Here is a 25983-nt window from a genome sequence, read left to right on the forward strand (position 1 = left end):
GTCGGCCCATCAACCCTGGCCCTACCAGGGGAAAATCACTACATCGACTTGATCGAAACCACCTCGACAAACCGAAATTTTTTCCTGGCGGCCTTGGTAGCTTCTTGCTCAGCCAGGAGCGTACTCAACGTATCGACCTCATGGACCAACTCATACGTCTTGCCTTCAAATTCATTCCCCACCCGCAGTGTGACCTTCAGTCTGGGCGTGAATGCTTTCGCGACTTTCGTTTTCTCAGCTTTTTTCGCCGACGGCGTGATCACGTTCTCCGATAACGACTTCTGCACGGAAGGCGTACTGCCCTGCGCCACTTGCTCTACGCCACCGAATAACGCCCGGCGCATCTCTTCTTCAGTTAATTCTGGGTTCATGCCAATTCTCGGAGGGATGTTATGAGTCGCCAGCACGATTCTATCAGGGTGACGAATTTCTCCCGCAGCCTACCCCGCTGACCAGCGCTAAACCCTTGGCAACCGCGCGGAGGCGCCAATAACAGGTTGATCCTCGAAAGGAAAAATGTGCGCCCATCAACCGACACCTGAAAGCGCTGGTCAGGCTTTCAATGCAGCCTCCAGAAACCCCACTAAAGCCTGTACCCGCGCGCTGCGCAGTTTGCGTGAGGGCACCAATAGGTTGATCGGTGCGCTGTCGAACTCCCAATCCGCCAACACCCGGATCAGGCTGCCGTTGGCGACTGCATCACTGATATCCCATTGCGAACGCAGCACCAACCCCAAGCCTTGCTCGGCCCAACGCCGGGCTACGCTGCCATCGTTGCTCAACAGTACGGGTTCGATGCGCAGCGTTTTGCGAGCCGACCCCTTACGCATATGCCAGAGAGTGACATCTTCATCATTTTCACGAATGCAAATGCAGCGATGTTCGGCGAGTTGATCAGGCGAAGATGGTGTGCCGTACTGCTCCAGATAGGCCGGGCTGGCGCATAACCAGCGGTTGTTTTGCGTGAGGGGCCTGGCGATCCAGAGGCTGTCGTTGAGGTTGCCGATATGAATCACAGCATCGCTGTCGTGACGATCAGGCCACGGCGTTTCGCGCAAATCGAGGTGTAGGCAAAGCTGTGGGTGCAACCTGGCAAAACGGGCCAGCAGAGGTGCAATGCGCTGTCGCCCATAACCGAACGGCGCCGCCAGCCTGAGTGTTCCAACCAGCCGCTCGTCTTGTTGCTTGAAGGATTCCGGCAAAGCCTCCAGCTGTTCCAGCAAGAGCGCGCTTTCACGGGAGAAACGCTCGCCATCGGCAGTAAGACTCAGGCGGCGGGCATCGCGATTGGCCAGGGTCAGACCCAGCAGCGTCTCCAGCTTACGCAGACGCATGGAAAGCGCCGGTGGCGAGACATTCAAAACTCTGGCGGCAGCGCTTAGAGATTCGGAGCGCGCCAGCGTGACGGCCAGACGTAGGTCTTCGACGGAGATCATTCAATTTTACTTAATGATTGATGACAGTTCATTGAACCACAACTTCATGATGGCTGAGTAGAGTGGGCTCCGTACCCATCCACCCGAGTCCTGTCATGTCCGCCCCTATTGCCTTTCTCGACACCCCCGCTGCAATAGTCGATATCCCGCGAATGCAGCGCAATATCCAGCGCATGCAGCAACGCATGGACACCCTGGGTGTGCGTTTGCGTCCGCACATCAAAACCAGCAAGTGCCTGCCCGTGATCAAGGCACAGATCGCCGCTGGTGCAAGCGGTGTCACGGTTTCCACCCTGAAAGAAGCTGAGCATTGTTTCGCTGAAGGCATCAGCGACATTTTCTATGCCGTTGCAATAGCGCCAGGCAAATTGCCCCAGGCACTGACACTCAGGCGCAAAGGCTGCAACCTGAGCGTACTCACCGACAGTGTCGCTGGGGCTCAGGCCATTGTCACCTTCGGACAGAAACACGACGAACGATTCGAGGTCTGGATCGAGATAGATTGCGACGGCCATCGATCAGGTCTGAATGCTGAAGACAATGCACTCCTGGACGTCGCACGCATTCTTTGCGAAGGGGGTATGCAACTGCGAGGCGTGATGACCCATGCCGGATCCAGTTACGAACTCGACAATCATGAAGCGCTACAGATCCTGGCCGAACAAGAACGCTTCGTCTGCGTCAGCGCCGCTGAAAGAATCCGCGACGCGGGGTTGGCGTGCCCGCAAGTCAGCATCGGCTCCACTCCCACGGCACTGTCGGCGCTGAGTCTGGAAGGCGTCACAGAAGTACGCGCAGGCGTCTACGTATTCTTCGACCTGGTGATGCACAACATTGGCGTCTGCCAGACACAAGAGTTGGCACTGAGCGTGCTGACCACCGTCATCGGCCACCAGCAAGATAAAGGCTGGATCATCACCGATGCCGGGTGGATGGCCATGAGTCGTGATCGCGGCACGCAGCGCCAGCGACAGGACTTTGGTTACGGACAAGTGTGTACCGAAGCTGGCAACTGGATCGAGGGCGCGCTGGTTACTGGCGCCAACCAGGAACACGGCATCATCACACTTGGAGCGGCCGAGAGCGCCAACATCGTAGCGCGCTTCCCCATCGGCAGCCGTCTGCGCATTCTGCCCAACCATGCATGCGCTACAGGCGCGCAATTCCCGGTCTATCACGCCTGCGACGCCGAGGGCGTCGTGCACACCTGGAGTCGCCTGCATGGCTGGTAATCAAGCAAGTTCGATCAAGCTAATCCACACGGCTAACGCAGCAGCACCGGGCGGACATTACTCCCAGGCGGTCTTACACGACGGAGTTTTATATGTGTCCGGGCAACTACCGGTACGCGCGAATGGCGACCACAGTGCCGACCAACCGTTTGAGGTTCAAGCATCAATCACCCTCGAAAACCTGATAGCAATTCTCAGCGAAGCGGGCCGGAGCACGGGTGACCTCTTGAAGGTCACTGTCTATATCGCCGGGATAGAACATTGGCCCGCCTTCGATCGAATTTATGCCCATTACCTGGGCGAACATCGACCAGCACGCGCCGTGGTGCCCGTTCCGGGCTTGCATCATGGTTACTTGATCGAAATCGAAGCTCTGGCCCGCGGCGAACAAAAGGAAACCTGCCTATGACGATCATCGAGGAGCTCTCATGAAACCGCAAAAAAGCGATGTCCTGATTATCGGCGGCGGCATCATGGGCTCGACGTCGGCGTTTTTCCTGCGCCAGCATGGGCACTCCGTCACCCTGCTGGAGCGCGACCAGATCGGTCAGTACGCCAGCGGCGTGAACTTCGGCAACGTGCGACGCCAGGGGCGTTACCTCGGGCAACTGGAACTGGCCAACCGCTCCTGGGCTTTGTGGAAACGCTTGCCGGAACTGATCGACGATGATCTGGAATTCATCGCCAGCGGGCACATGCGCGTGTGTTATCGCGAAGATGAAATTGCCGAGCTGGAGGCGTATGCCGCTGCTCCCGAAGCGGCGCAACTGGACCTGAAGATTTATCGCGGTGCCGAGTTGCATCAGCGCTTTCCATTTCTCGGGAAAGACGTGAAGGGCGGCTCCTACGCGCCCCACGATGGTCACGCCAACCCGCGTCTCGCGGCCCCGGCCTTTGCCCGTGCAGCCCGACGCCTGGGCGCGCGAATCGAAGAGCGCACCGAAGTCGCCGAGGTGCAGAAGGTCAATGACGAATTCCACGTTACGACCGCCGATGGTCAATTGTTCGTCGCCCATCAACTGCTGATCACCGCAGGCGCCTGGGCCGCCAAGCTGTCCGAGCAATTCGGCGAACCGGTACCGTTGGAACCCAATGGTCCACAGATGTCGGTGACCGAGCCGGTGCCCTACGCCTTGCCGACGGTGATCGGCGTGTTTACCAAAATCAAGGAAGAGGTGATTTATTTCCGGCAAATCCCTCGCGGCAACATCATCATCGGCGGAGGTAACCGCTGCAAACCGGACATGCTCAACCGGCGTGCCTACTTCCAGCCGGAAAGCCTGCTCAACCAGATGCGGCAAATGCGCCGTCTGTTGCCGGGGGCCGAGAAGCTGAACATCATCCGGGTGTGGAGCGGTATCGAGAGCTACACGCCGGACTCCCTGCCGGTCATCGGCCCCAGCGGTACCGTCGAGGGATTGTTTTATGCCTTCGGCTTCTGCGGCCATGGCTTCCAGCTTGGACCGGGCGTCGGCGATGTGATGGCCGAACTGATCAGCACCGGCAGTACCAGCACCTTGATCAGTCCATTCGATATCCGTCGCTTTACTGACCCATCCGCGATTGCGATGCCGTTGTCTACGAGCCTCCACAGCACAGGCAAACTTATATGAGCCGCGCACCGCAACTCTCTGATCGCTGCGCCAAAAATCGCCAATCTCAAGGAGTCTCCATGCCTGCAACGTCAGAGTCCGCCTATCTGTACCGCACCGTTACCGCCGCAGATATGCCCGCAGCACACGCGCTCTCCGTGCACCTGAAATGGCCTCACCGAGAAGAAGACTGGGCCATGGTGCAGCGCACGTCGGAAGGCTTTGTCTCGGAACATAACGGGCAATTGGTCGGCGTCGCATTCGCCTGCCATCAAGGCGCTTATTCCTCCATTGGCCTGGTGATCGTGAGTGATGAGCACCAAGGAAAGGGAATCGGACGTCGACTGATGAACCTGTGCCTGGAGGCCTCTGCGCCTCGCACGGCGATTCTCAACGCCACCGAGTCGGGCGCGCCGCTCTATGCAAGCATGGGGTTCGTCGACTTCGCACGAATCCAGCAGCATCAAGGCGTGCCACAGACACCGGCGCTGATCCCTTTGAGCAAAGGCTCGCAGTGTCGCGCATCAGGTCCGGCCGATTACCCGAGGCTGATTGAATTGGCCAATGCTGGAAGCGGCCTGGACCGCACAACGGTACTCAACGATTTGCTCCCGATGGCCGAGCACGTGGTCGGTGTAGACGTGGATGGAAAACTCCAAGGTATCGCCCTGCTCCGTCGCTTTGGCCGTGGCCATATCATTGGTCCGGTTGTCGCACAAAACCTGGAACAGGCCCAACACTTGATTGCCCACCTTCTGCGCTTGATACCTGGTGCTTTTGTTCGCTTCGATATTCTGGCCGATTGCGGGTTGGCCGGCTGGCTGGAAAGCCTGGGGTTGCAGTGCGTTGACAGAGCGCCGCGAATGGTTCTCGGGACGCCCCCGCAATCAAGCGACGGTATCAGGCAATTTGCTCTGGTGACTCAAGCTATCGGCTAGCGATCACAATCGCCAGCAAGGGTTTTATGGGATGCAACACCAATGTCAGCGGCTCAATTGCATTGATGCAACGTTAGCCTGGCAGATACAGCAGATAATCCCTTGCCAACTCGAACAACGGCATATTTTGCCTGGGGCGTTTTGTTAGCTTATTGAGACAAAAGGGCTTAGGGATGCACTGGGCGCCACGGCGATACTCTGGTGACTCGCTGCCTCATCGGCGCTGCTGTTCGCAGCGCCCATTACCGCTCCAGGGAGCTAGTTGGATGACAACACAATCTTCGAATAGCTACAGCGTTGATCCGCAATCGTCTGACAAATTTTATATCAACGGCTGTTGGTCTTTCCCTGCAGTCCCGGCTAGTTTGCCTGTGGTCAATCCGGCAAGCGAAGAGGTTATTGCGCAGGTCGCGCGAGGTTCCGCCGAGGATGTTGATCGGGCAGTCGCTGCGGCGCGTGCAGCGTTTCCTGGTTGGTCCGCGTCCTCGCCAGAGTCGCGTGCGCTTATCCTTGGAAAAATCCATGACCTCATGCTTGAGCGAAAAGAAATTCTTGCGCAGGCCCTCACGCTGGAGATGGGCGCTGCAATCAGTTTCGCTCGGGCGATGCAGGTACCTCTTGCGGCCGAACACGTTCGGGTAGCACGTGATCTTGTGTCCACCTATCGTTTCCAAACGGTTGAAGGCGGCACCGCGATTGAACGCGAACCCATTGGCGTTTGCGGCCTCATCACCCCGTGGAACTGGCCCCTTTATCAAATCACCGCGAAAGTTGCCCCGGCGATTGCTGCAGGATGCACCGTGATCCTCAAACCAAGCGAACTGTCGCCTCTGAGCGCGCTTCTTTTTGCACAACTGGTACATGATGCAGGTGTACCACCCGGCGTATTCAATTTGGTGAACGGAAGTGGTCCCGAGGTCGGCGCAGCCATGGCGGCACATCCCGATATCGATATGATTTCGATCACCGGCTCAAATCGCGCGGGCGCACTGGTTGCACAGGCGGCCGCCCCAACGGTGAAGCGCGTCACTCAAGAACTGGGTGGCAAATCGCCGAACCTGCTACTTCCCGACGCCGACTTCGCCAAAGCCGTTCCGCAGGGAGTCATGTCGGCATTTCGCAACGTCGGACAATCGTGCAGCGCCCCGACAAGAATGATCGTTCCAAAGGACAGGCTGGCCGAAGTCGAATCACTGGCTGCCGCCACTGCCAATGCAATCATCGTTGGTGATCCGCAATTGGAAAATACGGTACTCGGTCCTATCGCCAACGAGGCCCAATACAAGCGTGTGCAAGCAATGATCGAGTTGGGCTTGAATGAAGGTGCAAAACTCGTTTGTGGCGGACCAGGACCTGTAGAGGGCTATGAAAGGGGCTTCTACACCCGACCGACTGTTTTCTCCGAAGTAAATTCCGCAATGCGGATCGCTCAAGAAGAAATTTTTGGTCCGGTGCTGTGCATCATTCCGTATGAAACGATCGATGAAGCCGTCGACATCGCCAACGATACGGTATATGGGCTGGGAGCCCATGTTCAAGCTCAGAACCTGGTTCTCGCACGTGCAGTAGCCTCTCGCATCCGCGCCGGACAGGTGCATCTGAACTACCCCGCTTGGAATCCAATGGCTCCGTTCGGTGGCTACAAGCGATCTGGCAATGGTCGTGAGTACGGTGTCCATGGCTTTGAAGAGTACTTGGAAACCAAAGCAATCATTGGGTTTGGCGAATAGCCCGATTGCCCTTCGCACATGGATACCTGCCTGGGTTACACACGATAGGGATTGGTTTGTTGGCCGGATTCTCGGCCATCGACGACCTGCGTTCGGGCAGGCTCGTGCGAGTTCTGCCTGAGTACCAGACCTACGAGCGCAATGTTTACGCCGTTTAAACTTCTCGCCAGTTTGTCGATGCGAAGATAATCGTCAAACATTGCACGCCCAAACGCTCCCACGCCAAGTCCGGGTTACCGGAACTCTGAGTGAGACTATCAGTAACGTGATCGTGAGAGCGTTAGTCCACTTCTGAGCACGCGCGTACAATCGCCTCCCCCCCACGCCCCCTAAGCTGCCCATGTCTACCAAGCCAAAACTCGTGGAAGCGTGAGTTACCCACGACGGCAGAGGACGCTTCGTTGATGAGTTCTGGAGAATGGGCATGCAAGTAAAGTTGATCAAAGTATCCCTGGTATTGACGCTGCTGGCCGGCCAAATGATGGGCAACGCCTGGGCGAGCGCTTCACCGGAGGTGGCCGTTGCGCCGCAATACGACACCAGCCATGTCTACGTTGCGCCGGCCGATGTCGACCGCTTCGTTAAGAGTTTCCTCGCTACCTTCGGGGGACAAAGCACCCCGCAAGTAGTGGTGAATGTGCTGCCCACGCCCAGTAGCACCACATCGCAATTACTGCAGACACCGGCAGGTACTGTTTCCCTGTTTGGCTTTACCACCCCAGTCCCACACCCTTTCGGCCAGGAACGTAACGGCTATCTGGTCAAAGACCTCGATGTGGCGATCAAGTCCGCGAGACAGAACGGCGCCGACGTGATCGTCCACGACTTCCCCGATCCCATCGGGCGTGACGCGGTCATTCAGTGGCCAGGTGGCGTCAATATGCAACTCTACTGGCACAGCAAGACACCGTCCTACGCGGCGTTCCAAACCATTCCCGAAAACCGCGTGTATGTCTCAAGCGATCGTGCCGACACGTTTATCAAATCTTTTCTCGGCTTTTCCCACGGTAAAGTACTGGTCGATGACAAGCATGCATCGGCCATTGATATCGGACGGACCACCGACACCTACCGTCGTGTCGACATCGAGTCGACGTTCGGCCGCATGATGGTGCTGGTCACCGACGGTCACCTGCCCTACCCCTTTGGTCATGAAACCACCGGCTATCAGGTGGTCGACCTCCCCGCCACGCTGGCCAAGGCAAGCGGCTCCGGCGCCAAGGTATTGATCGAACCGTTCAGCACCAAGGGACGACGTAGTGCGATGGTGGAATTCCCGGGCGGCTACATCGCCGAGCTTCATCAACTGAATCCCGCCCAGTGAATTCATGCCGATGACGATAAGTAATGGGGAACGCGTGCTGGGATGGAGCCTGGCGCTGCTTTGGCCGCTGCTCAATGGTAGCGTCCTCGCTGACGACCAGCCGACAAGACCCGCGATCAAGGCCAATCGATGGCAGGAAGACTGGTCCACGCTCAAAGATCCGACGCTGCGCACCGAGCCACTGGACAGTTTGAAATACATATCCCTGTCCGATGACAACCCGCTCACCTATCTGTCACTGGGCGCGACGCTGCGCGAGCGATTTGAGATGAATGACGCCAGCGGGTTTGGCATCAAAAACGTCGACCGTGACCGCTACCTGATTCAGCGTTTCCAGGTCCACGCAGACCTGCACCTGAATGAAAACTGGAGGTTGTTCACCCAGCTCGAAGATGCACGGGCCTACGACAAGACGTCAGTGGGTGGCGCGGATCAAAACCGCACCGACTTGCGGCTGGCCTTTGCCGAGTATGTCAAAACCTTCAGTGGCGGGACCCTGAAAAGCCGTGTGGGCCGACAGGATTTCGCCTTTGACTTACAACGCTTCATTTCATCGCGCGATGGCCCGAATGTGCGGCAATCCTTTGATGCACTGTGGGCCGACTGGGAAACCAGTGACTGGCGCTTCATCGGCATTGCAAGCCATCCGGTGCAGTACTTGGATGAACGCAATTTCGACGACAAATCCAACAGCGACCTGCGCTTTCATATGCTGCGAGTCGAACGGCTGGTGGGTGCAAAGAATGAGCTTTCGGCCTACTACGGTCTCTATGAACGCAGCGACGCCCATTATTTGAGCGCCGATGGCAACGAGACCAGGCACCTGTTCGATATTCGCCTGGGCGGCGCAGCTTCGGGCTTCGATTGGGACATCGAGGGCATGCTACAAAGCGGCTCAGTGGGCAGCAAAGATATTCGTGCCTGGGCCACTGGTAGCCGTGTCGGCTATACGTTCGAGACTGTAACCTGGAAACCGCGCATCGGCTTTCAAACAGACGTCGCCTCGGGCGATCGACATGCCGGCGACGGCACGGAGGGTACATTCAATCCGCTCTTCCCCAACGGCTACTACTTTTCACTCGCAGGCTACACCGGCTATACCAACCTGATTCACGTCAAACCATCGATCACCGTCAAACCCGCTGACAAGCTCAGTATTCAGACCGCTATCGGCCTGCTATGGCGCCAGACCACCGCCGATGCGGTATACACCCAACCGAACCTTCCCGTCGCGGGAACTGCAGGAGAAGGTGAGCGCTGGACAGGTGCCTATGGCCAGATCCGCACTGACTATGTCTTTAACCCCAACCTTACAGGCGCGATCGAGGCCGTCCACTACGCCATCGGCCAGACGCTGCGAGAAGCTGGCGGGCAAGACAGTAATTACCTGGGTGTCGAACTCAAATTCAGTTGGTGAGCCGCAAACACTTTCAAATACGCACAGCTGTTCAAGTCATGAATGGACATTTCGGGAAGAGTGCCTATCGAAGGCTGGCGCTACCTCAAGTCCAACCTGCGAGTCTTACACCCATGCGCACGTTTTGCCGCGCTTACAAACTAAAGCGGCTCAAGCTGACCTCCAACCCGGCGGACATTGCCTTCAGTGCCTGAGTCGCTTGCACAATCCCCCCCTGAGCAGCGGAATTCTGTTCAACGATCTGCGCTACTTGCTCCACGTTATAGGCCACCTGATCACTGGCGGCACGCTGCTCCTGCAGCGACAGGGAAATGAAACTGACAGCCTCCATAGATTCATCCAGTGCCTTTTTTATAGTGACCATCGAAGCGCCGGCGCTTTCCACAAGTTGAAGCCCATTGGTCACTCGCTCGCAGCCGGCGGCCATGCTTCCTTTAGCTTTGAGCATACCGTTTTGTATGGCATCAACCAGGGTAACGATCTCCTTCGTCGACTGTGCCGTGCGACTTGCCAGGTTGCGTACTTCATCGGCCACGACGGCAAAGCCGCGACCTTGTTCACCCGCCCGCGCTGCTTCAATGGCGGCGTTGAGGGCCAGCAGGTTGGTCTGCTCGGCGATGCCGCGAATCACACCGACAATCTGGCTGATGTCGTTTGACTGGATTGCCAACTGGTCGATATCGGAAGAACTTTGCGTCACCAACTCGGCAATCTGACTCATTTCATGGATCGATTTGCGCATCACCCCCATGCCTTCATCGGTGATCTGCCCCGCCCTCTGCGCCGTACTCTGGGCCTGGCGAGCGTTGTCGGCGATGTGATTGATGCTTACCGAAAGCTGCTCGACCGTAGCCGCCATGGACGATGCTGTATCGCTTTGCAAGGAAGCACTGCTCAGCCCTTGTTCAGACGAGAGAGCCAACTGCCGGGTAGCGCTCTCGATTTGCACCGAAGCCTGGTTGATGTTGCCGATCATAGCCCGCAGGCTCTGGCGCATGCCTTGCACCGAATGCAACACGCCGGTCGGGTGTTTACCTTGATCGAGCACAGAGCTGGCCAGATGCCCCTCAGCGATGCTTAAACTCATTGCTGCCAGCTCGCCTGGTTCCGCTCCCAGTTGAAGACTCAAGCGTCTTGAGAAATAGAACGCATAAACGCCGCCCAGAACCAGGGCTAGCGACAAGATCAACAAACCGAGCTTTACGTAGGCACGATAGGCAACCTGTCCTTCTTCGAAGTGACGCATGGCTTCGCTCAGTTGCACCTCGATCAATTCGGAAAACTTCTCCGATAATGGATCAATCAGCGGGTAAAGCCGCTTTGCCGCGAACTGCGCCAAACCTGCCTCATCACTTTGGCTCAGCATGGCTTGGAGCTCCATCAACGGACCTTGAGTGGCATCCATCAGCGGTGTGATCTGCCCGATCAAACGAGTTTCTTCAGCGATTAGTTCAGTCGACTTATAGGTCAACCACGTGCTGGCTATCTCAACTTGAGCTTGCTTGATCTGGGCCAACGCATGAGCCTTGGTGTAATTGCCGTTGTGCGCCTTGTGAGTGGCGTCAACAATGTCCACCGCATACAGATCGGCGATTTTTTTCAAATCCCTTAGTGGAACCACTCGATCCAGGTAAACGGTTTCCAGACCATGTAACGTAGAGCGCATGCCATACAGCCCGAGTCCACCCACACACAGCAATCCAAACATTAAAAATCCGGCAAGCAAAAAAAGATGAGTTCTAACTTTCCAACTTTCCATGGTGCGTACTTCCTTGGGTTGGCGATCCTGCAGGGATAAAGCGGACAGCGGGCAAATCAGATCGGAGCCTTCGAGAGTGGACGTATGGCCAGGCATGGCGGGTAGGCGAAGCGCCTTAATTGGCATCGCCACAATAGTGAAAAGACTCGTCAAGAGTAGACACAAACAGGCTCACCGCCTCCACCCGGCGTAAAGAAAGTTACAGCTTAATTTTATGCGTTCAGCAGGCCACCTACTCTGCAAAGTACTTAGGCTCCTTACTATAGTTAGAGCGTCCTTGAATTTAATACTAGCGCATAGAAAACTTTACGAATAGAAGTTTCCCGAATACGTGCGACCACTCAAATGCCAAAATCACCAGAACAGAAGCTAGCACAGCCATCAAGACGACTTTATGATAGCTAAAAATATTTACCGAAACGTGGAAACTTCACACCAAATAATAAATACCTAGCCAACTAACATAATCATTATTGCTACAACATTTTGAGCCAGGCTCTATTATCAATAGGACCTTAGTAGCGATTTCAACCACAAAAGACTCACTTCCCTGGTGCAAATTAAAACCCAAAAAATTCCCGCATATTTATGCGGAAGTTTATTTAAAGCTCCTTCTCAAACACAAGAACTCGCTGTCTCGGGCAGCGACCACGGCCAATGGATTGGATCAAGAGATAGAGACCGTCGCCGTCGAAAGGATTGTAGGCACGCCTGCTGGCTTAGCTAAACGCCGAGTGGCATTGGTAATGCGAAGCAGTTATGCGCAACATTCCAGAAGAATGGGCAAGCATCCGACGGAACGCTAAAACGAAAAAACCCGCCAGAAGGCAGGTTTTTCAAGGCTTCCACAGAACTCAAACGCGCTCAGTGGAATGCAGTTGGGCACAGCGTAGACGAAAATATCCCGGGTGTTTTTTCGTTCCTCGTGAAACTCAGTCAAACCCATGGAGCAATATTTGTAGCGGGAAACGAGACTCGCATCTGGCGTCCGACCTATTGAAGTCCAAGGAGTTTCTTTTATTCCTGAAGCAGGAAAGGACTTGATTCTGGACTTATTTTCAGGGTGTACCAAGAGCAAAAAAGAAGTGAATCCACGCCACGCTATTGGATTCTACCTATAGCAAATTGACGATTTTGGCGGCTACAAAGCGAGCTTTGCGCTCGGCGTCATCGAGATTGGCTGCAAAGCTCGCAAGTTCTTCGACCTGTAGTCTAAAAATCCTTAGCCGCTTTGCGGCAAGCTCGACGTAACTCCTCCAGTCGCGCCCGCCAACCAACCCCATACGAAGGTCAGAGTGGTACGTCCAGCGTGATCAACGCCGACTTTGCCACGAATAGAACCAATCCTGCGGCAAGCGATGAACTCCGAGCAACCATCGTAGTAGCCCTCCCCCCTTTTATCGCCTTCCGACCAGAAACTCATTTCAGGGACTTGTGCTGCCGGTATTATGGTATACCATCATACGCACAGACACTCTCACCCTAAACGGAGCAGCTCATGAGTTTCGAAATCCGCAAGATCGTCAGCTATGTCGAAGAAACCTTTATCGAAGGCGGCAAGGCGACCGACAAGCCAGTGACCATGGTCGGTCTGGCCGTTGTGATAAAAAACCCTTGGCTGGGTCGCGGCTTTGTCGAAGACCTGAAACCGGAAATTCGCGCCAACTGCTCCGACCTTGGTGCGCTGATGGTCGAGCGCCTGGTCGGCATCATCGGCGGTGCCGAGAAGATCGAGGCGTACGGCAAGGCTGCTGTCGTAGGCACCGACGGTGAAATCGAACACGCCTCCGCCGTCATCCACACCTTGCGTTTTGGCAATCACTACCGCGAAGCGGTGAAAGCCAAGAGCTATTTGAGCTTTACCAACAAGCGTGGCGGCCCGGGCACTTCGATCCAGATTCCGATGATGCACAAGGACGACGAAGGCCTGCGGTCGCACTACATCACCCTGGAAATGCAAATCGAAGATGCACCGCGTGCCGACGAAATCGTGGTCGTACTGGGTTGCGCCGATGGCGGCCGCCTGCACCCACGCATCGGCAACCGTTACATCGATCTGGAAGAGCTGGCCGCTGAAAACGCCCAGTAATCAAGGTCGGCAAGAACAACAAAAGGCATGCAGGAGCGCTCCATGATTCGGCTCACCGCTGAACTCACCCCGGCTGGCACCAGTTACCTGGCGACCGGCCAAGGCCAGCCCGTGGTTTTGATCCACGGCGTGGGCCTGAACAAAGAAATGTGGGGCGGCCAGGTCGTTGGCCTGGCCACGAAGTACCGCGTGATTGCCTACGACATGCTGGGCCATGGCGCCAGCCCGCGCCCGGAAAGTGGCACCCCGCTACTCGGCTATGCCGACCAGTTGCTGGAGCTGCTTGATCACCTGCAATTGCCCCAGGTGACGGTGATCGGTTTTTCCATGGGCGGGCTGGTCGCGCGGGCGTTTGCCTTGCATTACCCGCAACGCCTGCAAGGTCTGGTGGTACTCAACAGCGTGTTCAATCGCAGCCCTGAACAGCGTGCTGGCGTCATCGCACGCACCGCTCAAGCGGCGGAGCACGGACCGGATGCCAACGCCGAAGCCGCCCTGTCGCGCTGGTTCAGCCGCGAATATCAGGCGGCCAATCCGGCGCAGATTGCGGCCTTGCGCCAAACCCTGGCAAACAATGACCCGCAGGGTTACCTGACCACCTATGAGCTGTTCGCGACCCAGGACATGTACCGCGCTGACGATCTGGGCAGCATTCAGGTGCCGACACTGATCGCCACCGGTGAACTGGACCCGGGTTCCACGCCGGAAATGGCCGAGCAATTGGCCACACGCATTCCCGGCGCGACAATTGCCGTGCTCGCCGAGCAGCGGCATATGATGCCCGTAGAATCACCGCGCCTGGTCAACCAGCTGCTGCTGGAGTTTCTCGAAACCGCGCACTCCCGACAAAACCAAATAAAGGGGATCGTTGCATGACACTCGCACGCTTCCAGATGTGCATCGGCGGTGAATGGGTCGATGCCCTGTCCGGCAAGACTTTTGAAAGTCTGAACCCGGCCCTGGCCCAAGCCTGGGCCGAACTGCCCGATGCCGACGAAGTCGACGTCGAACGCGCTGTGCAAGCGGCGCAAACGGCCTTCGACAGCCCGGCGTGGCGCGGTCTGACCGCCACCGCCCGCGGCAAACTGCTGCGGCGCCTGGGCGATCTGATCGCTGAAAACAAGGAACACCTGGCGCAGTTGGAAAGCCGTGACAACGGCAAGCTGATCCGCGAAACCCGCGGGCAGGTCAGCTACTTGCCGGAGTTCTTCCACTACACCGCGGGCCTGGCCGACAAACTCGAAGGCGGCACCCTGCCCCTCGACAAACCGGACCTGTTTGCCTACACGGTGCACGAAGCCATGGGCGTGGTCGCCGCGATCATTCCGTGGAACAGCCCTCTTTATCTGACCGCGATCAAACTCGCGCCGGCCCTGGCCGCGGGCAATACCATCGTGATCAAACCGTCGGAGCACGCCTCGGCGACCATTCTCGAGCTGGCCCGTCTGGCGCTGGAAGCCGGCATCCCGCCGGGCGTGGTCAACGTCGTCACCGGTTACGGCCCAAGCACTGGCGCGGCCCTCACCCGCCATCCGCTGATCCGCAAAATCGCCTTCACCGGTGGCGCCGCCACGGCGCGGCATGTGGTGCGCAGCAGCGCCGAGAACTTTGCCAAGCTGTCGCTGGAACTGGGCGGCAAATCGCCGAACATTATCTTCGCCGACGCCGACCTCGACAGCGCGATCAACGGCGCGATTGCCGGGATCTACGCGGCCTCCGGTCAGAGTTGCGTCTCCGGTTCGCGATTGTTGGTGCAGGACGAAATCTACGATGAGTTCGTCGATCGTTTGGTCGAACGCGCCAAACGCATACGCATCGGTAACCCGCAGGAAGACAGCAGCGAAATGGGCCCGATGGCCACCGCGCAGCAACTGGCGGTGGTTGAAGGCCTGGTCGCCGATGCCATCGCCGAAGGTGCGCGCCTGCGTTTGGGCGGTAAGCGTCCGCAGAATCTGGGCGATGGCTGGTTCTACGAGCCGACCCTGTTCGAATGCGACCGCAACTCGATGAAGATCATGCAGGAAGAAGTCTTTGGTCCGGTGGCCTCGGTCATCCGCTTCAAGGATGAAGCCGAAGCTTTGGCGATTGCCAACGACTCGCAGTTCGGCCTCGCCGCCGGCATCTGGACTCGCGATCTGGGCCGCGCTCATCGCCTGGCCCGGGACGTGCGCTCCGGGATCATCTGGGTCAACACCTACCGCGCGGTGTCGGCCATGGCGCCGATCGGTGGTTTCAAGAACAGCGGCTATGGACGCGAGAGCGGTATCGATTCGGTGCTGGCCTACACCGAGCTGAAAACAGTGTGGATCAACCTCTCCCAGGCACCGATGCCTGACCCCTTCGTGATGCGCTAGGAGATTGACGAAATGATCGAACCCGGCATTTACAAAGACGTCATGAGCTCGTTCCCATCCGGGGTCACGGTGGTCACCACCCTGGACCCGAACGGCGGCATCGTCGGCATTACCGCTAGCGCTTTCAGTGCGCTGTCGATTGATCCGGCACTGGTGCTGTTCTGCCCTAACTATGCCTCTGACACGTACCCGATCCTGCGCGATAGCAAGCAGTTCGCAATTCACTTGCTGTCCGCCGACCAGACCGCCGAAGCCTATGCATTTGCCGGCAAAGGCAAGGACAAGGCCAATGGCATCGACTGGCACTTGAGCGCGCTGGGCAATCCGCTGCTGGGCAACGCCACGGCGATCATCGAGTGCGAACTGTGGCGCGAATACGACGGCGGTGACCACGCAATCATCGTCGGCGCGGTGAAGAACCTGATTCTGCCCGAGCAAGCGGTGACGCCAATGATCTATCACAAAGGCAAGCTGGGCCCCTTGCCCACCCTGGCCTGAATGGTCTACACAACCCCCTGTGGGAGCACAGTGATGAGTAACGAGAAGTACGAAAAAGGCTTGAAAATCCGCACCCAGGTGCTGGGCGAAGCCTACGTGAAAAGCTCCATCGAGAACGCCGACGACTTCACCCGGCCGCTGCAGGAAATGGTCACAGAGTACTGCTGGGGCCATGTCTGGGGCCGTGCGGGTTTGTCGCTTAAAGAGCGCAGCATGATAAACTTGGCCATGATTTCGGCCCTCAATCGGCCTCACGAACTCAAGCTGCATGTACGTGGCGCCTTGCGTAACGGACTGACTCGTGAACAAATACGCGAAATTCTGCTTCAGGTCGGTATTTATTGCGGTGTCCCCGCTGCCGTAGACAGCTTCCGGCTCGCCCGTGAAGCGTTCGCCGAAGCCGATGCCGATGCCTCCAGTTAACCCTTGGCTGTTTGATCTGACCGAGCACGGAGATTCTTGCAATCAAAGTGCTCTTTTTGCATGGACAGCCACATTCAGAGCGGACCCCATGAAACGCCTGCCACTCGACGACAGCTTCAAGGTCAATCGCAACCCCGTTACCCTGCGCGAAATCGTGCTGGATAAACTGCGAAGCGCCATCATGAATTTCCAGCTCATGCCGGGAGACCGTCTGGTCGAGCGCGATCTGTGCGATCGCCTGGGGGTCAGTCGCACTTCCGTTCGCGAGGCCTTGCGTCACCTGGAATCCGAAGGCCTGGTGGAGTTCGCAGACGCCAAAGGCCCCAGGGTCGCCATCATTACGCTGGCCGATGCGGTCGATATCTATGAACTGCGTTGTGTGCTTGAAGGCTTGATCGTCCAGTTGTTTACCCTGCGCGCCAAGGCCAAGGACATCAAGGCCCTGGAAAAAGCCCTCGAGGAAAACCGCAAGGCCCTCAAGGAAGGCGAGCTGCAACAGGTCATCGATTCAGTTCAGGGTTTCTACGATGTACTGCTCGAAGGTTCCGGCAACCATGTCGCGGCGTTGCAATTGCGCCAGTTGCAGGCGCGTATCAGCTACTTGCGGGCGACATCGGTGTCCCAGGAAAACCGTCGTGGTGCCAGCAACCAGGAAATGGAGCTGATCGTCGAAGCGATCAAGAGCGGCGATCCCCTCGCCGCCCACCAGGCCTGCGTCAACCACGTACGCGCTGCCGCAACCGTCGCCCTAGATTACCTCAAGCGCAAACAGGAAGAGACCGGGAAAATTCCTGAGATCACCCTGCCGATCGCGCTTAAAGAACCGCGCATAGGTCGCTAAAGATGTTCAGCCCGAGCTTTTGTCCAAAGTGCGGCGGCAACGACCTAAGGTCTCAGCTGCCACCGGGCGATACGCACGAGCGCCTGATGTGCGGCGGTTGCGGCTACATCCATTACATCAATCCGAAAATCATTGCCGGCTGCATCATCGAACAGGACGGCAAGTATTTGCTGTGTCAGCGCGCCATCCCGCCGCGCCCAGGCACCTGGACGCTGCCGGCCGGCTTCATGGAAGGTGGCGAGACCACCGAACAAGCAGCGCTGCGCGAAGTCTGGGAAGAGAGCGGTGTGCGCGCGGAAATTCTCTCGCCGTACTCAATCTTCAGCGTGCCGAAGATCAGCGAGGTGTACATCATCTTCCGCGCCATTGCGTTGGAGATCACCGACCAGTACGGGCCGGAAACCCTCGACTACAAATTCTTCGCGCCCGAGGACATTCCTTGGGACAGCATCTACTACCCGGCGATCCGGCAGATCCTCGAACGCTATATCGAGGAACGCCAGGCCGGGGTTTATGGCATCTATATCGGCAACGACGATACCGGCAAAATTCACTTTATTCGCTGACAGCCCTCAGGGCGCCACGCCCTCGACAATAATAATCTCGGCCCGGGCCACGCCCTCACGGTGCCGTTTCGCCTCCTGATATTCCTCCGACTGGTAGCAGGCCAGTGCCTGTTCGTACGAGTCGAACTCAATGACCACGTTGCGTTGCGGCGTGGGCCCGCCTTCCAGCGCTTCGCTGCGCCCGCCCCGAGCCAACAACCGCCCGCCATACAACGCGAAGGCCGCCGGTGCCCGCTGGGTGTATTGGCTGTATTGATCGGGGTCGGTGACATCTACATGAGCAATCCAGTACGCCTTCATAGTGACCTCTCGGTTAATTTTGTATTATGGTATACCACAAAGTATTTCCATCAAACACTGAGAATCCTGACATGGCCTTCAACAGCATCGAAGAAATTATCGAAGACTATCGCCAAGGCAAGATGGTGCTCCTGGTCGATGACGAGGACCGTGAAAACGAAGGCGACCTGCTGATGGCTGCCGATTGCTGCACGGCCGAGACCATCAGCTTCATGGCCCGCGAAGCGCGTGGTCTGATCTGCCTGACCTTGACCGACGACCACTGCCAACGCCTCGGGCTGGAACAGATGGTGCCGAGCAATGGCAGCGTGTTCAGCACCGCTTTCACTGTGTCAATCGAGGCCGCCGTCGGCGTGACCACCGGCATTTCCGCCGCCGACCGGGCGCGTACCGTTGCAGCCGCTGTCGCGGTCAATGCCGGGCCTGCCGACCTGGTGCAACCCGGCCATATCTTCCCGTTACGCGCCAAGGAAGGCGGCGTGCTGACTCGCGCCGGTCATACCGAGGCCGGTTGCGACCTGGCACGCCTGGCCGGCTTCACACCGGCCTCCGTGATCGTCGAGGTGATGAACGATGACGGCACCATGGCCCGCCGTCCGGACCTGGAAGTGTTCGCACGCCAGCACGGGATCAAGATTGGCACCATCGCCGACCTGATCCACTATCGCCTCAGCACCGAACACACTGTGGTGCGTATCGGTGAACGCGAACTGCCTACGGTGCATGGCACCTTCCGCCTGATCACCTTTGAAGACCGCATCGAAGGCGGCGTGCACATGGCAATGGTCATGGGCAAGTTGCACCGGGACGAACCGACGCTGGTGCGCGTGCATGTGATCGATCCACTACGCGATCTGGTGGGCGCCGAATACAGCGGACCTTCCAACTGGACGTTGTGGGCAGCTTTGCAGCGCGTGGCCGAGGAAGGTCGTGGCGTGGTGGTGGTGCTCGCCAATCATGAATCGTCACAGGCGCTGCTTGAGCGAGTGCCGCAGTTGACGCAGCCGCCACGTCAGTTCAGTCGTTCGCAGTCGCACATCTATTCTGAAGTGGGTACCGGGGCGCAGATTTTGCAGGATCTTGGTGTCGGCAAACTGCGCCACCTCGGCCCGCCATTGAAATACGCCGGTTTGACCGGTTACGACCTGCAAGTGGTAGAAAGCATCCCCTTTACCCAGTGATTGCGAGGTGCTGTCCCTCGCCACAAAAACGCTTTTGGCTGATAGCCGGTAAGGCAAAGTGCTTGCACAAAGTTTGGAATACCATAATATGATATTCCATAGACCGAACGCTTCAGCCAAGTGCGCCCGACAGGGAAAGCACCAACAACAGCCCTTGGCACGGTCGCCTTTAAAGGCCATATGGACCTACTGCTCCCGATAGGCGGGCACTACAAAGCCCGCTCAAAACACAACAAATGAGGGCGTGAAAATGGTGTTGAACAAACGTGCAACCGCAGTACTGTTCGCGGGTTTACTGGCCACGGCCAGTCACGTGGCAATGGCGGCCGAAAGCGTCAACTTCGTCAGTTGGGGCGGTAGCACCCAGGATGCGCAGAAGCAGGCCTGGGCCGATCCGTTCAGTAAAGCCAGCGGCATCACCGTGGTCCAGGATGGTCCGACCGACTACGGCAAACTCAAAGCCATGGTCGAAAGCGGCAATGTGCAGTGGGACGTGGTCGACGTCGAAGCTGACTTCGCCTTGCGGGCCGCCGCCGAAGGCCTGCTCGAACCCCTCGATTTCTCAGTCATCCAGCGCGATAAAATCGACCCACGGTTTGTCTCCGATCACGGCGTCGGCTCGTTCTTCTTCTCCTTCGTCCTCGGATACAACGAAGGCAAGCTCGGCGCTGGTAAGCCTCAAGACTGGTCCGCGCTGTTCGACACCAAGACCTACCCCGGCAAACGCGCCCTCTACAAATGGCCAAGCCCCGGCGTGCTGGAACTGGCCCTGCTCGCCGATGGCGTAGCCGCCGACAAGCTCTACCCGCTGGACCTGGACCGCGCCTTCAAAAAACTCGACACCATCAAGAAAGACATCGTCTGGTGGGGCGGCGGCGCGCAGTCGCAACAGCTGCTCGCCTCCGGTGAAGCCAGCATGGGCCAGTTCTGGAACGGCCGGATCCATGCCCTGCAAGAAGACGGTGCACCGGTCGGTGTGAGCTGGAAACAGAACCTGGTCATGGCCGACATTCTGGTTGTACCAAAAGGCACGAAAAACAAAGCCGCCGCCATGAAGTTCCTGGCCAACGCCAGCAGCGCCAAAGGCCAGGCTGACTTTTCCAACCTGACCGCCTATGCGCCGGTCAACGTCGACAGCGTGGCGCGCCTGGACTCAGTGCTGGCCCCGAACCTGCCGACTGCCTACGCTAAGGATCAGATCACTCTTGATTTCGCGTACTGGGCCAAAAACGGTCCGGCCATCGCGACACGGTGGAACGAATGGCTGGTCAAATGAAAATGACGGCAACTGCGTCCCGCCAAACCACGCAGACCGGGAGCGCCACTGGCGCTGCCGGCTCGGCACTCGGCAAGGCGGCTGCGATGAACCAATCCCCTTCACTGGCACAGCGCTGGCGTGGCGCAAGCAACCTGATTCCGGCCCTGCTGTTCCTCGGCTTGTTTTTTCTGGCGCCGCTGATTGGGTTGCTGTTACGCGGCGTGCTGGAGCCGGTGCCGGGGCTGGGCAACTACGAGCAGCTGTTCGCCAACTCGGCGTACGCCCGGGTCTTGCTCAACACCTTTTCGGTGGCCGGGCTGGTGACCGTGTTCAGCCTGCTGCTCGGCTTTCCATTGGCCTGGGCGATCACCCTTGTGCCCAAAGGCTGGGGTCGCTGGATCCTCAGCATCGTGTTGCTGTCGATGTGGACCAGCCTGCTGGCGCGGACTTATTCCTGGCTGGTGCTGTTGCAGGCCTCCGGGGTGATCAACAAGGCGCTGATGGCCATGGGCATCATTGATCAGCCGCTGGAAATGGTGCACAACCTGACCGGTGTGGTGATCGGCATGAGCTACATCATGATCCCGTTCATCGTCCTGCCGTTGCAGGCGACCATGCAGGCCATCGACCCGATGATCCTGCAGGCCGGCTCGATCTGCGGCGCCAGCCCGTGGACCAATTTTTTCCGGGTGTTCCTGCCGCTGTGTCGGCCGGGCTTGTTCTCCGGTGGATTGATGGTGTTTGTGATGTCGCTCGGGTATTACGTCACCCCGGCGTTGCTGGGCGGCGCACAGAACATGATGTTGCCCGAGTTCATCATCCAGCAGGTGCAGTCGTTCCTGAATTGGGGCCTGGCCAGTGCCGGTGCCGCGTTGCTGATCGTGATTACGCTGGTGTTGTTCTACTTCTATCTGAAGCTTCAGCCGGAATCCCCGGTTGGCGCCAGCAACGCGAGGTAAACCGTCATGCTCCTGACCCCCAATGCCATGAGCCGGCGCATGCGCTTCGGTTTGTATGCGACCACCGGGCTGATCGGTCTGTTCCTGCTGTTGCCGATCGTGTTCATCGTGCTGCTGTCGTTCGGTTCCTCCCAGTGGCTGGTGTTCCCGCCGCCGGGCTGGACGCTGAAATGGTACGGCCAGTTTTTCTCGAATGCCGACTGGATGAACGCCGCGTTCGCCAGCCTCAAGGTCGCGGTGCTGACCACCATTTGCGCCGTCGCCCTCGGCCTGCCGACCGCGTTCGCCCTGGTGCGCGGACGGTTCCCCGGCCGGGAAATGCTCTACGGTTTGTTCACCCTGCCGATGATCGTGCCGCTGGTGATCATTGCGGTAGCGGTGTACGCGCTGTTTCTCAAACTCGGCTACACCGGGACGATGTTTGCCTTTGTCGTCAGCCATGTGATCGTCGCGTTGCCGTTCACCATCATCTCGATCATCAACTCGCTGAAATTGTTCGATCAGTCGATTGAAGATGCGGCAGTGATCTGCGGTGCATCGCGCTTGCAAGCGGTGTTCAAGGTGACCTTTCCGGCGATTCGTCCGGGCATGGTCGCCGGTGCGCTGTTCGCCTTCCTGGTGTCGTGGGACGAGGTGGTGCTGAGCGTGATGATGGCCAGCCCGACCCTGCAAACCCTTCCGGTAAAAATGTGGACCACCCTGCGTCAGGACCTGACACCCGTGATCGCCGTCGCTTCGACGTTGCTGATCGGCTTGTCCGTGCTGGTCATGGTGATCGCCGCCGCCCTGCGCCGGCGCAACGAAATCAGCGCCTGAGCGCCCAGGAGATAACAATGAGTGCCGTGATCAAAGACCCCGCGCAGCAGGACAACAAAACCCTGGTCAGCCTGCGTAACCTGAACAAGCACTACGGCGACTTTGCCGCCGTGGACAACATCTCACTGGACATCCAAGACGGTGAATTCCTCACGTTCCTCGGCTCCAGCGGTTCCGGCAAAAGCACGACGTTGTCGATGCTCGCCGGCTTCGAAACCCCGAGCAGCGGCGAGATCCTGGTCAGCGGCCAATCGCTGGTGAACGTGCCGCCGCACAAGCGTGACATCGGCATGGTGTTCCAGCGCTATTCGCTGTTCCCGCACTTGTCGGTGCGCGACAACATCGCCTTCCCTCTGGCGATTCGCAAATTGGCCGCTGCCGAACGCGAGCGCCGGGTCGATGCGATGCTCAAACTGGTGCAACTGGAAGAATTCGCCCATCGCCGCCCTTCGCAACTGTCCGGCGGCCAGCAACAACGGGTGGCCATCGCAAGGGCATTGGTGTACGAACCACGCATCTTGCTGATGGACGAACCCCTCGGCGCACTGGATAAGAAGCTGCGTGAGGATCTGCAAGATGAGCTGCGCCAACTGCATCGGCGCCTCGGCATCACCATCGTCTACGTGACCCACGACCAAGAAGAAGCCATGCGCCTGTCCCAGCGCATCGCAATTTTCAGCCACGGCAAGATCGTTGGTTTGGGCAGTGGCTACGACCTGTACCAAAACCCGCCGAATGCCTTTGTCGCTTCATTTCTCGGCAACTCCAACTTCCTCAAGCTCAAGGCTCAGGGCAATGCGGTCGCTACGTTTGAAGGGCAATCGCTGTCGATTCGACTGACCGCAGGATTGCAAACTGATCAGGATGTACTGCTGATGGTGCGTCCGGAAAAAGCCTTGGCGTTGAGCGTCGAGCAAGCCCGTCAGGAACCGCTGGCGGCAGGCTGGAATGAAGTCTCGGCCATTGTGGGCGAAGTGCTGTTCCTGGGTGAAAGCCAGACCTGCACGGTGATGACTTCCGGCGGTACCTCGATGACCGTCAAGGCGCTCTCCGCCGCTGGCATGGCACTGAAGACCGGCGACCCGGTGCGCGTGCGCTGGGCCACGGCGGACGCCTGCGTGTACACCGAATGGGCCGAAAGCGATCTGAACAAGGCTGCGGGCGCCCATTGACCCTTGCCGGCCCATGCCAGTGGGTCGTGATTCAACTGTCACCCTCAGGCCGCTGCAACGTCGGGTTGCAGCGGCCTTTTTTGTTCTCACTACCCCCTCCGCCTGGTACGTGGCGAAAAACGGCCGGGCGATTCCGATATCCGCCGGGAGGTAACGCGAGTTCGACACATGATGCTGCTCTTTGGCTATCCCTCAGATGCCGGTCATCTTATGGTATTCCATCTTTCGAACAAGGCTGACCCGGTCTCTGAATGTTCATCCGAGCCGCAATCCTGCCGCATAAACGCGCACCCTTCCTAGCTAAAAGCTCCGTAAACATTGGCTTTAAGACCGGAGGTGCACGTTTATCGGTCTGCAGAAAAAGCCCTTGCAAACTATGTATTACGGTATACCATCAGACCTACAAACACATAAAAACCGCATTACACCGTCAGAGGACCGTCCCATGATCGATGCCACCATCTATAAACAAGTGATGGGTTCGTTTCCTTCCGGGGTGACTGTGATTACCACGCTGGATGACGACGGCCAAATCGTCGGCCTGACCGCCAGCGCCTTCAGCTCGCTGTCCATGGACCCGGCACTGGTGCTGTTCTGCCCCAACTACAGCTCCGATTCCTATCCGGTACTGATCAAGAACAAACGCTTTGCCATTCACGTCCTGTCCGGCGGACAGCAGAGCGAAGCCTACGCTTTCGCGCGCAAAGGCAAAGACAAGGCGCAAGGCATCGAATGGACCTTGAGTGAGCTGGGCAACCCTATTCTGGCTAACGCCGCAGCGGTGATCGAATGCGAGCTGTGGCGCGAATATGAAGGGGGCGACCACGCAATCATGGTCGGTGCGGTGAAGAACCTGATCGTGCCCCAGCAGAGCGCCGGGCCACTGGTGTATTGCCACGGGAAGATGGGCGCCCTGCCTGTGCTCGCCTGATCCAGAAAATATTCTGCGCATATTACGAATTTCGATACTCCAATATTCAGCCAGCCGACTCCCGATCGACAGGCCGACAATAAAAGATCCGAGGTAAGCGTCATGAAGTTTTCCCTGTTCGTGCACATGGAGCGTTGGGACGAAAGCGTCAGCCACCGTCAGCTGTTCGAAGACTTGACCGAACTGACCCTGATGGCCGAGGCCGGCGGTTTCAGCACCGTCTGGATCGGCGAACACCACGCCATGGAATACACCATCTCGCCGAGCCCGATGCCGCTGTTGGCCTACCTGGCCGCCAAGACCACCACCATTCACCTCGGCGCCGGCACCATCATTGCGCCGTTCTGGCACCCGCTGCGGGTCGCCGGCGAATGCGCACTACTGGACGTAATCAGTAACGGTCGCATGGAAGTAGGTCTGGCCCGTGGCGCGTATCAAGTTGAATTCGACCGCATGGCCGGCGGCATGCCCGCCTCCTCCGGCGGTCAAGCACTGCGCGAGATGGTTCCGGTGGTGCGCGCCTTGTGGCAAGGCGATTACGCCCACGATGGCGACATCTGGAAATTCCCGACATCCACCAGCGTGCCAAAGCCGATCCAGAAGCCTAACCCGCCGATGTGGATCGCCGCCCGCGACCCGGATTCACACAATTTCGCCGTGGCCAACGGCTGCAACGTCATGGTCACGCCGTTGATGAAGGGAGACGAAGAAGTGCTCGACCTGAAGAACAAGTTTCAGGCCGCGCTGGATAGCAACCCGGACGTGCCACGCCCGCAACTGATGGTGCTGCGTCACACCCATGTTCACGCTACGGATGATCCCGAGGGCTGGAAAGTCGGAGCCAAGGCGATCTCCAGGTTCTATCGCACCTTTGATGCCTGGTTCGGCAACAAGGAAGTGCCGGTCAATGGCTTCCTGGCGCCGAGCCCGGAAGAAAAGTTCGCCGCTCGCCCGGAGTTCGAACTGGAGAGTCTGCACAAGACCGCCATGATCGGCACCCCGGAAGAAATCATCCCGCGTATCAAGTATTACCAGGAACTGGGTGTCGACGAATTCAGCTTCTGGTGCGATAACAGCCTGCCCCACGCGGAGAAGAAAAAATCCCTGGAGCTGTTCATCAAACACGTGGTCCCGGCGTTCCGCTGAGAGCCCACCACCCTGCCCCTC

General features: G+C 58.1%; 25 protein-coding genes and 1 pseudogene. 22 read left to right on the plus strand and 4 right to left on the minus strand.

The window, feature by feature from the left end:
• Positions 1-38: 38 nt before the first annotated feature.
• Together ACIOYV_RS05835 and ACIOYV_RS05840 are read right to left on the minus strand one after the other, a co-directional pair.
• A complete protein-coding gene (locus ACIOYV_RS05835; RefSeq protein WP_401321669.1) occupies positions 39-371 on the minus strand; it encodes a hypothetical protein in 333 nt (110 codons plus the stop codon).
• 180 nt (positions 372-551) lie between these two features.
• A complete protein-coding gene (locus ACIOYV_RS05840) occupies positions 552-1436 on the minus strand; it encodes a LysR family transcriptional regulator (RefSeq protein ID WP_401321672.1) in 885 nt (294 codons plus the stop codon).
• 95 nt (positions 1437-1531) lie between these two features.
• Here ACIOYV_RS05840 and ACIOYV_RS05845 point away from each other — a divergent pair, with 95 nt between their 5' ends.
• From ACIOYV_RS05845 to ACIOYV_RS05880, 8 genes and pseudogenes are all read left to right on the plus strand, one after another.
• Complete coding sequence (locus ACIOYV_RS05845; protein WP_401321674.1) at positions 1532-2668, plus strand: DSD1 family PLP-dependent enzyme; 1137 nt, start codon at positions 1532-1534, stop codon at positions 2666-2668.
• On the plus strand, positions 2658-3077 hold the full coding sequence (locus ACIOYV_RS05850; RefSeq protein ID WP_401321677.1) for a RidA family protein: 420 nt from the start codon (positions 2658-2660) through the stop codon (positions 3075-3077). The genes ACIOYV_RS05845 and ACIOYV_RS05850 overlap by 11 nt, the downstream gene beginning before the upstream one ends.
• A gap of 19 nt (positions 3078-3096) precedes the next feature.
• Complete coding sequence (locus ACIOYV_RS05855) at positions 3097-4281, plus strand: NAD(P)/FAD-dependent oxidoreductase (protein ID WP_401321680.1); 1185 nt, start codon at positions 3097-3099, stop codon at positions 4279-4281.
• Between the two features lie 59 nt (positions 4282-4340).
• Entirely contained in the window at positions 4341-5198 is an 858-nt protein-coding gene (locus tag ACIOYV_RS05860; protein WP_401321682.1) for a GNAT family N-acetyltransferase, read from the plus strand.
• A gap of 266 nt (positions 5199-5464) precedes the next feature.
• Positions 5465-6928: an aldehyde dehydrogenase family protein gene (locus ACIOYV_RS05865; RefSeq protein WP_401321684.1), complete on the plus strand. Its 1464-nt coding sequence runs from the start codon at positions 5465-5467 to the stop codon at positions 6926-6928.
• Positions 6929-6975: 47 nt separating this feature from the next.
• Positions 6976-7083: pseudogene (locus ACIOYV_RS05870) on the plus strand (LysR family transcriptional regulator); the annotation flags it as partial.
• Between the two features lie 269 nt (positions 7084-7352).
• Positions 7353-8252, plus strand: coding sequence for a glyoxalase (locus ACIOYV_RS05875; protein ID WP_401321685.1), 900 nt, complete (start codon positions 7353-7355; stop codon positions 8250-8252).
• 4 nt (positions 8253-8256) lie between these two features.
• Positions 8257-9669, plus strand: a complete 1413-nt coding sequence (locus tag ACIOYV_RS05880) for an alginate export family protein (RefSeq protein WP_401321688.1) — start codon at positions 8257-8259, stop codon at positions 9667-9669.
• Between the two features lie 133 nt (positions 9670-9802).
• Here the strand turns inward: ACIOYV_RS05880 and ACIOYV_RS05885 are convergent, their stop codons facing one another.
• Entirely contained in the window at positions 9803-11428 is a 1626-nt protein-coding gene (locus ACIOYV_RS05885; protein ID WP_401321690.1) for a methyl-accepting chemotaxis protein, read from the minus strand.
• A gap of 1498 nt (positions 11429-12926) precedes the next feature.
• Between ACIOYV_RS05885 and ACIOYV_RS05890 the strand changes: the two genes are divergently transcribed.
• The 7 genes from ACIOYV_RS05890 (at position 12927) to ACIOYV_RS05920 (ending at position 18199) form a co-directional block, all read left to right on the plus strand.
• Complete coding sequence (locus ACIOYV_RS05890; protein ID WP_401321692.1) at positions 12927-13517, plus strand: amino acid synthesis family protein; 591 nt, start codon at positions 12927-12929, stop codon at positions 13515-13517.
• A gap of 42 nt (positions 13518-13559) precedes the next feature.
• Positions 13560-14393: an alpha/beta fold hydrolase gene (locus ACIOYV_RS05895; RefSeq protein ID WP_401321695.1), complete on the plus strand. Its 834-nt coding sequence runs from the start codon at positions 13560-13562 to the stop codon at positions 14391-14393.
• Entirely contained in the window at positions 14390-15871 is a 1482-nt protein-coding gene (locus ACIOYV_RS05900) for an aldehyde dehydrogenase (protein WP_401321696.1), read from the plus strand. The genes ACIOYV_RS05895 and ACIOYV_RS05900 overlap by 4 nt, the downstream gene beginning before the upstream one ends.
• 12 nt (positions 15872-15883) lie before the next feature.
• Entirely contained in the window at positions 15884-16369 is a 486-nt protein-coding gene (locus tag ACIOYV_RS05905) for a flavin reductase family protein (protein WP_401321698.1), read from the plus strand.
• A 33-nt stretch (positions 16370-16402) separates the two neighbouring features.
• Complete coding sequence (locus ACIOYV_RS05910) at positions 16403-16792, plus strand: carboxymuconolactone decarboxylase family protein (RefSeq protein WP_401321701.1); 390 nt, start codon at positions 16403-16405, stop codon at positions 16790-16792.
• Between the two features lie 88 nt (positions 16793-16880).
• On the plus strand, positions 16881-17633 hold the full coding sequence (locus ACIOYV_RS05915) for a GntR family transcriptional regulator (protein ID WP_401321704.1): 753 nt from the start codon (positions 16881-16883) through the stop codon (positions 17631-17633).
• A 2-nt stretch (positions 17634-17635) separates the two neighbouring features.
• Complete coding sequence (locus ACIOYV_RS05920; RefSeq protein ID WP_401321705.1) at positions 17636-18199, plus strand: NUDIX hydrolase; 564 nt, start codon at positions 17636-17638, stop codon at positions 18197-18199.
• A gap of 6 nt (positions 18200-18205) precedes the next feature.
• Here the strand turns inward: ACIOYV_RS05920 and ACIOYV_RS05925 are convergent, their stop codons facing one another.
• Positions 18206-18499 carry a DUF1330 domain-containing protein gene (locus ACIOYV_RS05925; RefSeq protein WP_401321708.1) on the minus strand — a complete coding sequence of 98 codons (294 nt, stop codon included), beginning with the start codon at positions 18497-18499 and terminating at the stop codon, positions 18206-18208.
• Between the two features lie 71 nt (positions 18500-18570).
• On the opposite strand from ACIOYV_RS05925, the gene ribBA reads away from it, so the two are divergent.
• The 7 genes from ribBA (at position 18571) to ACIOYV_RS05960 (ending at position 25962) form a co-directional block, all read left to right on the plus strand.
• A complete protein-coding gene (gene ribBA, locus ACIOYV_RS05930) occupies positions 18571-19680 on the plus strand; it encodes a bifunctional 3,4-dihydroxy-2-butanone-4-phosphate synthase/GTP cyclohydrolase II (RefSeq protein WP_401321711.1) in 1110 nt (369 codons plus the stop codon).
• Between the two features lie 250 nt (positions 19681-19930).
• Positions 19931-20956 carry an ABC transporter substrate-binding protein gene (locus ACIOYV_RS05935; RefSeq protein ID WP_401321713.1) on the plus strand — a complete coding sequence of 342 codons (1026 nt, stop codon included), beginning with the start codon at positions 19931-19933 and terminating at the stop codon, positions 20954-20956.
• Positions 20953-21897: an ABC transporter permease gene (locus ACIOYV_RS05940; RefSeq protein ID WP_401321715.1), complete on the plus strand. Its 945-nt coding sequence runs from the start codon at positions 20953-20955 to the stop codon at positions 21895-21897. Before ACIOYV_RS05935 ends, ACIOYV_RS05940 begins: the two co-directional genes overlap by 4 nt.
• A 6-nt stretch (positions 21898-21903) precedes the next feature.
• Positions 21904-22713: an ABC transporter permease gene (locus ACIOYV_RS05945; protein WP_401321718.1), complete on the plus strand. Its 810-nt coding sequence runs from the start codon at positions 21904-21906 to the stop codon at positions 22711-22713.
• Between the two features lie 17 nt (positions 22714-22730).
• A complete protein-coding gene (locus ACIOYV_RS05950) occupies positions 22731-23885 on the plus strand; it encodes an ABC transporter ATP-binding protein (protein ID WP_401321720.1) in 1155 nt (384 codons plus the stop codon).
• Between the two features lie 445 nt (positions 23886-24330).
• Positions 24331-24816 (plus strand): flavin reductase family protein, encoded by a 486-nt coding sequence (locus tag ACIOYV_RS05955; RefSeq protein ID WP_401321723.1) that lies wholly within the window; start codon positions 24331-24333, stop codon positions 24814-24816.
• Positions 24817-24918: 102 nt separating this feature from the next.
• On the plus strand, positions 24919-25962 hold the full coding sequence (locus ACIOYV_RS05960) for an LLM class flavin-dependent oxidoreductase (RefSeq protein ID WP_401321725.1): 1044 nt from the start codon (positions 24919-24921) through the stop codon (positions 25960-25962).
• Positions 25963-25983: the final 21 nt, after the last annotated feature.

This window comes from Pseudomonas sp. NPDC087342 (assembly GCF_044744265.1).
GTDB classification, from domain to species: Bacteria; Pseudomonadota; Gammaproteobacteria; order Pseudomonadales; family Pseudomonadaceae; genus Aquipseudomonas; species Aquipseudomonas nunensis.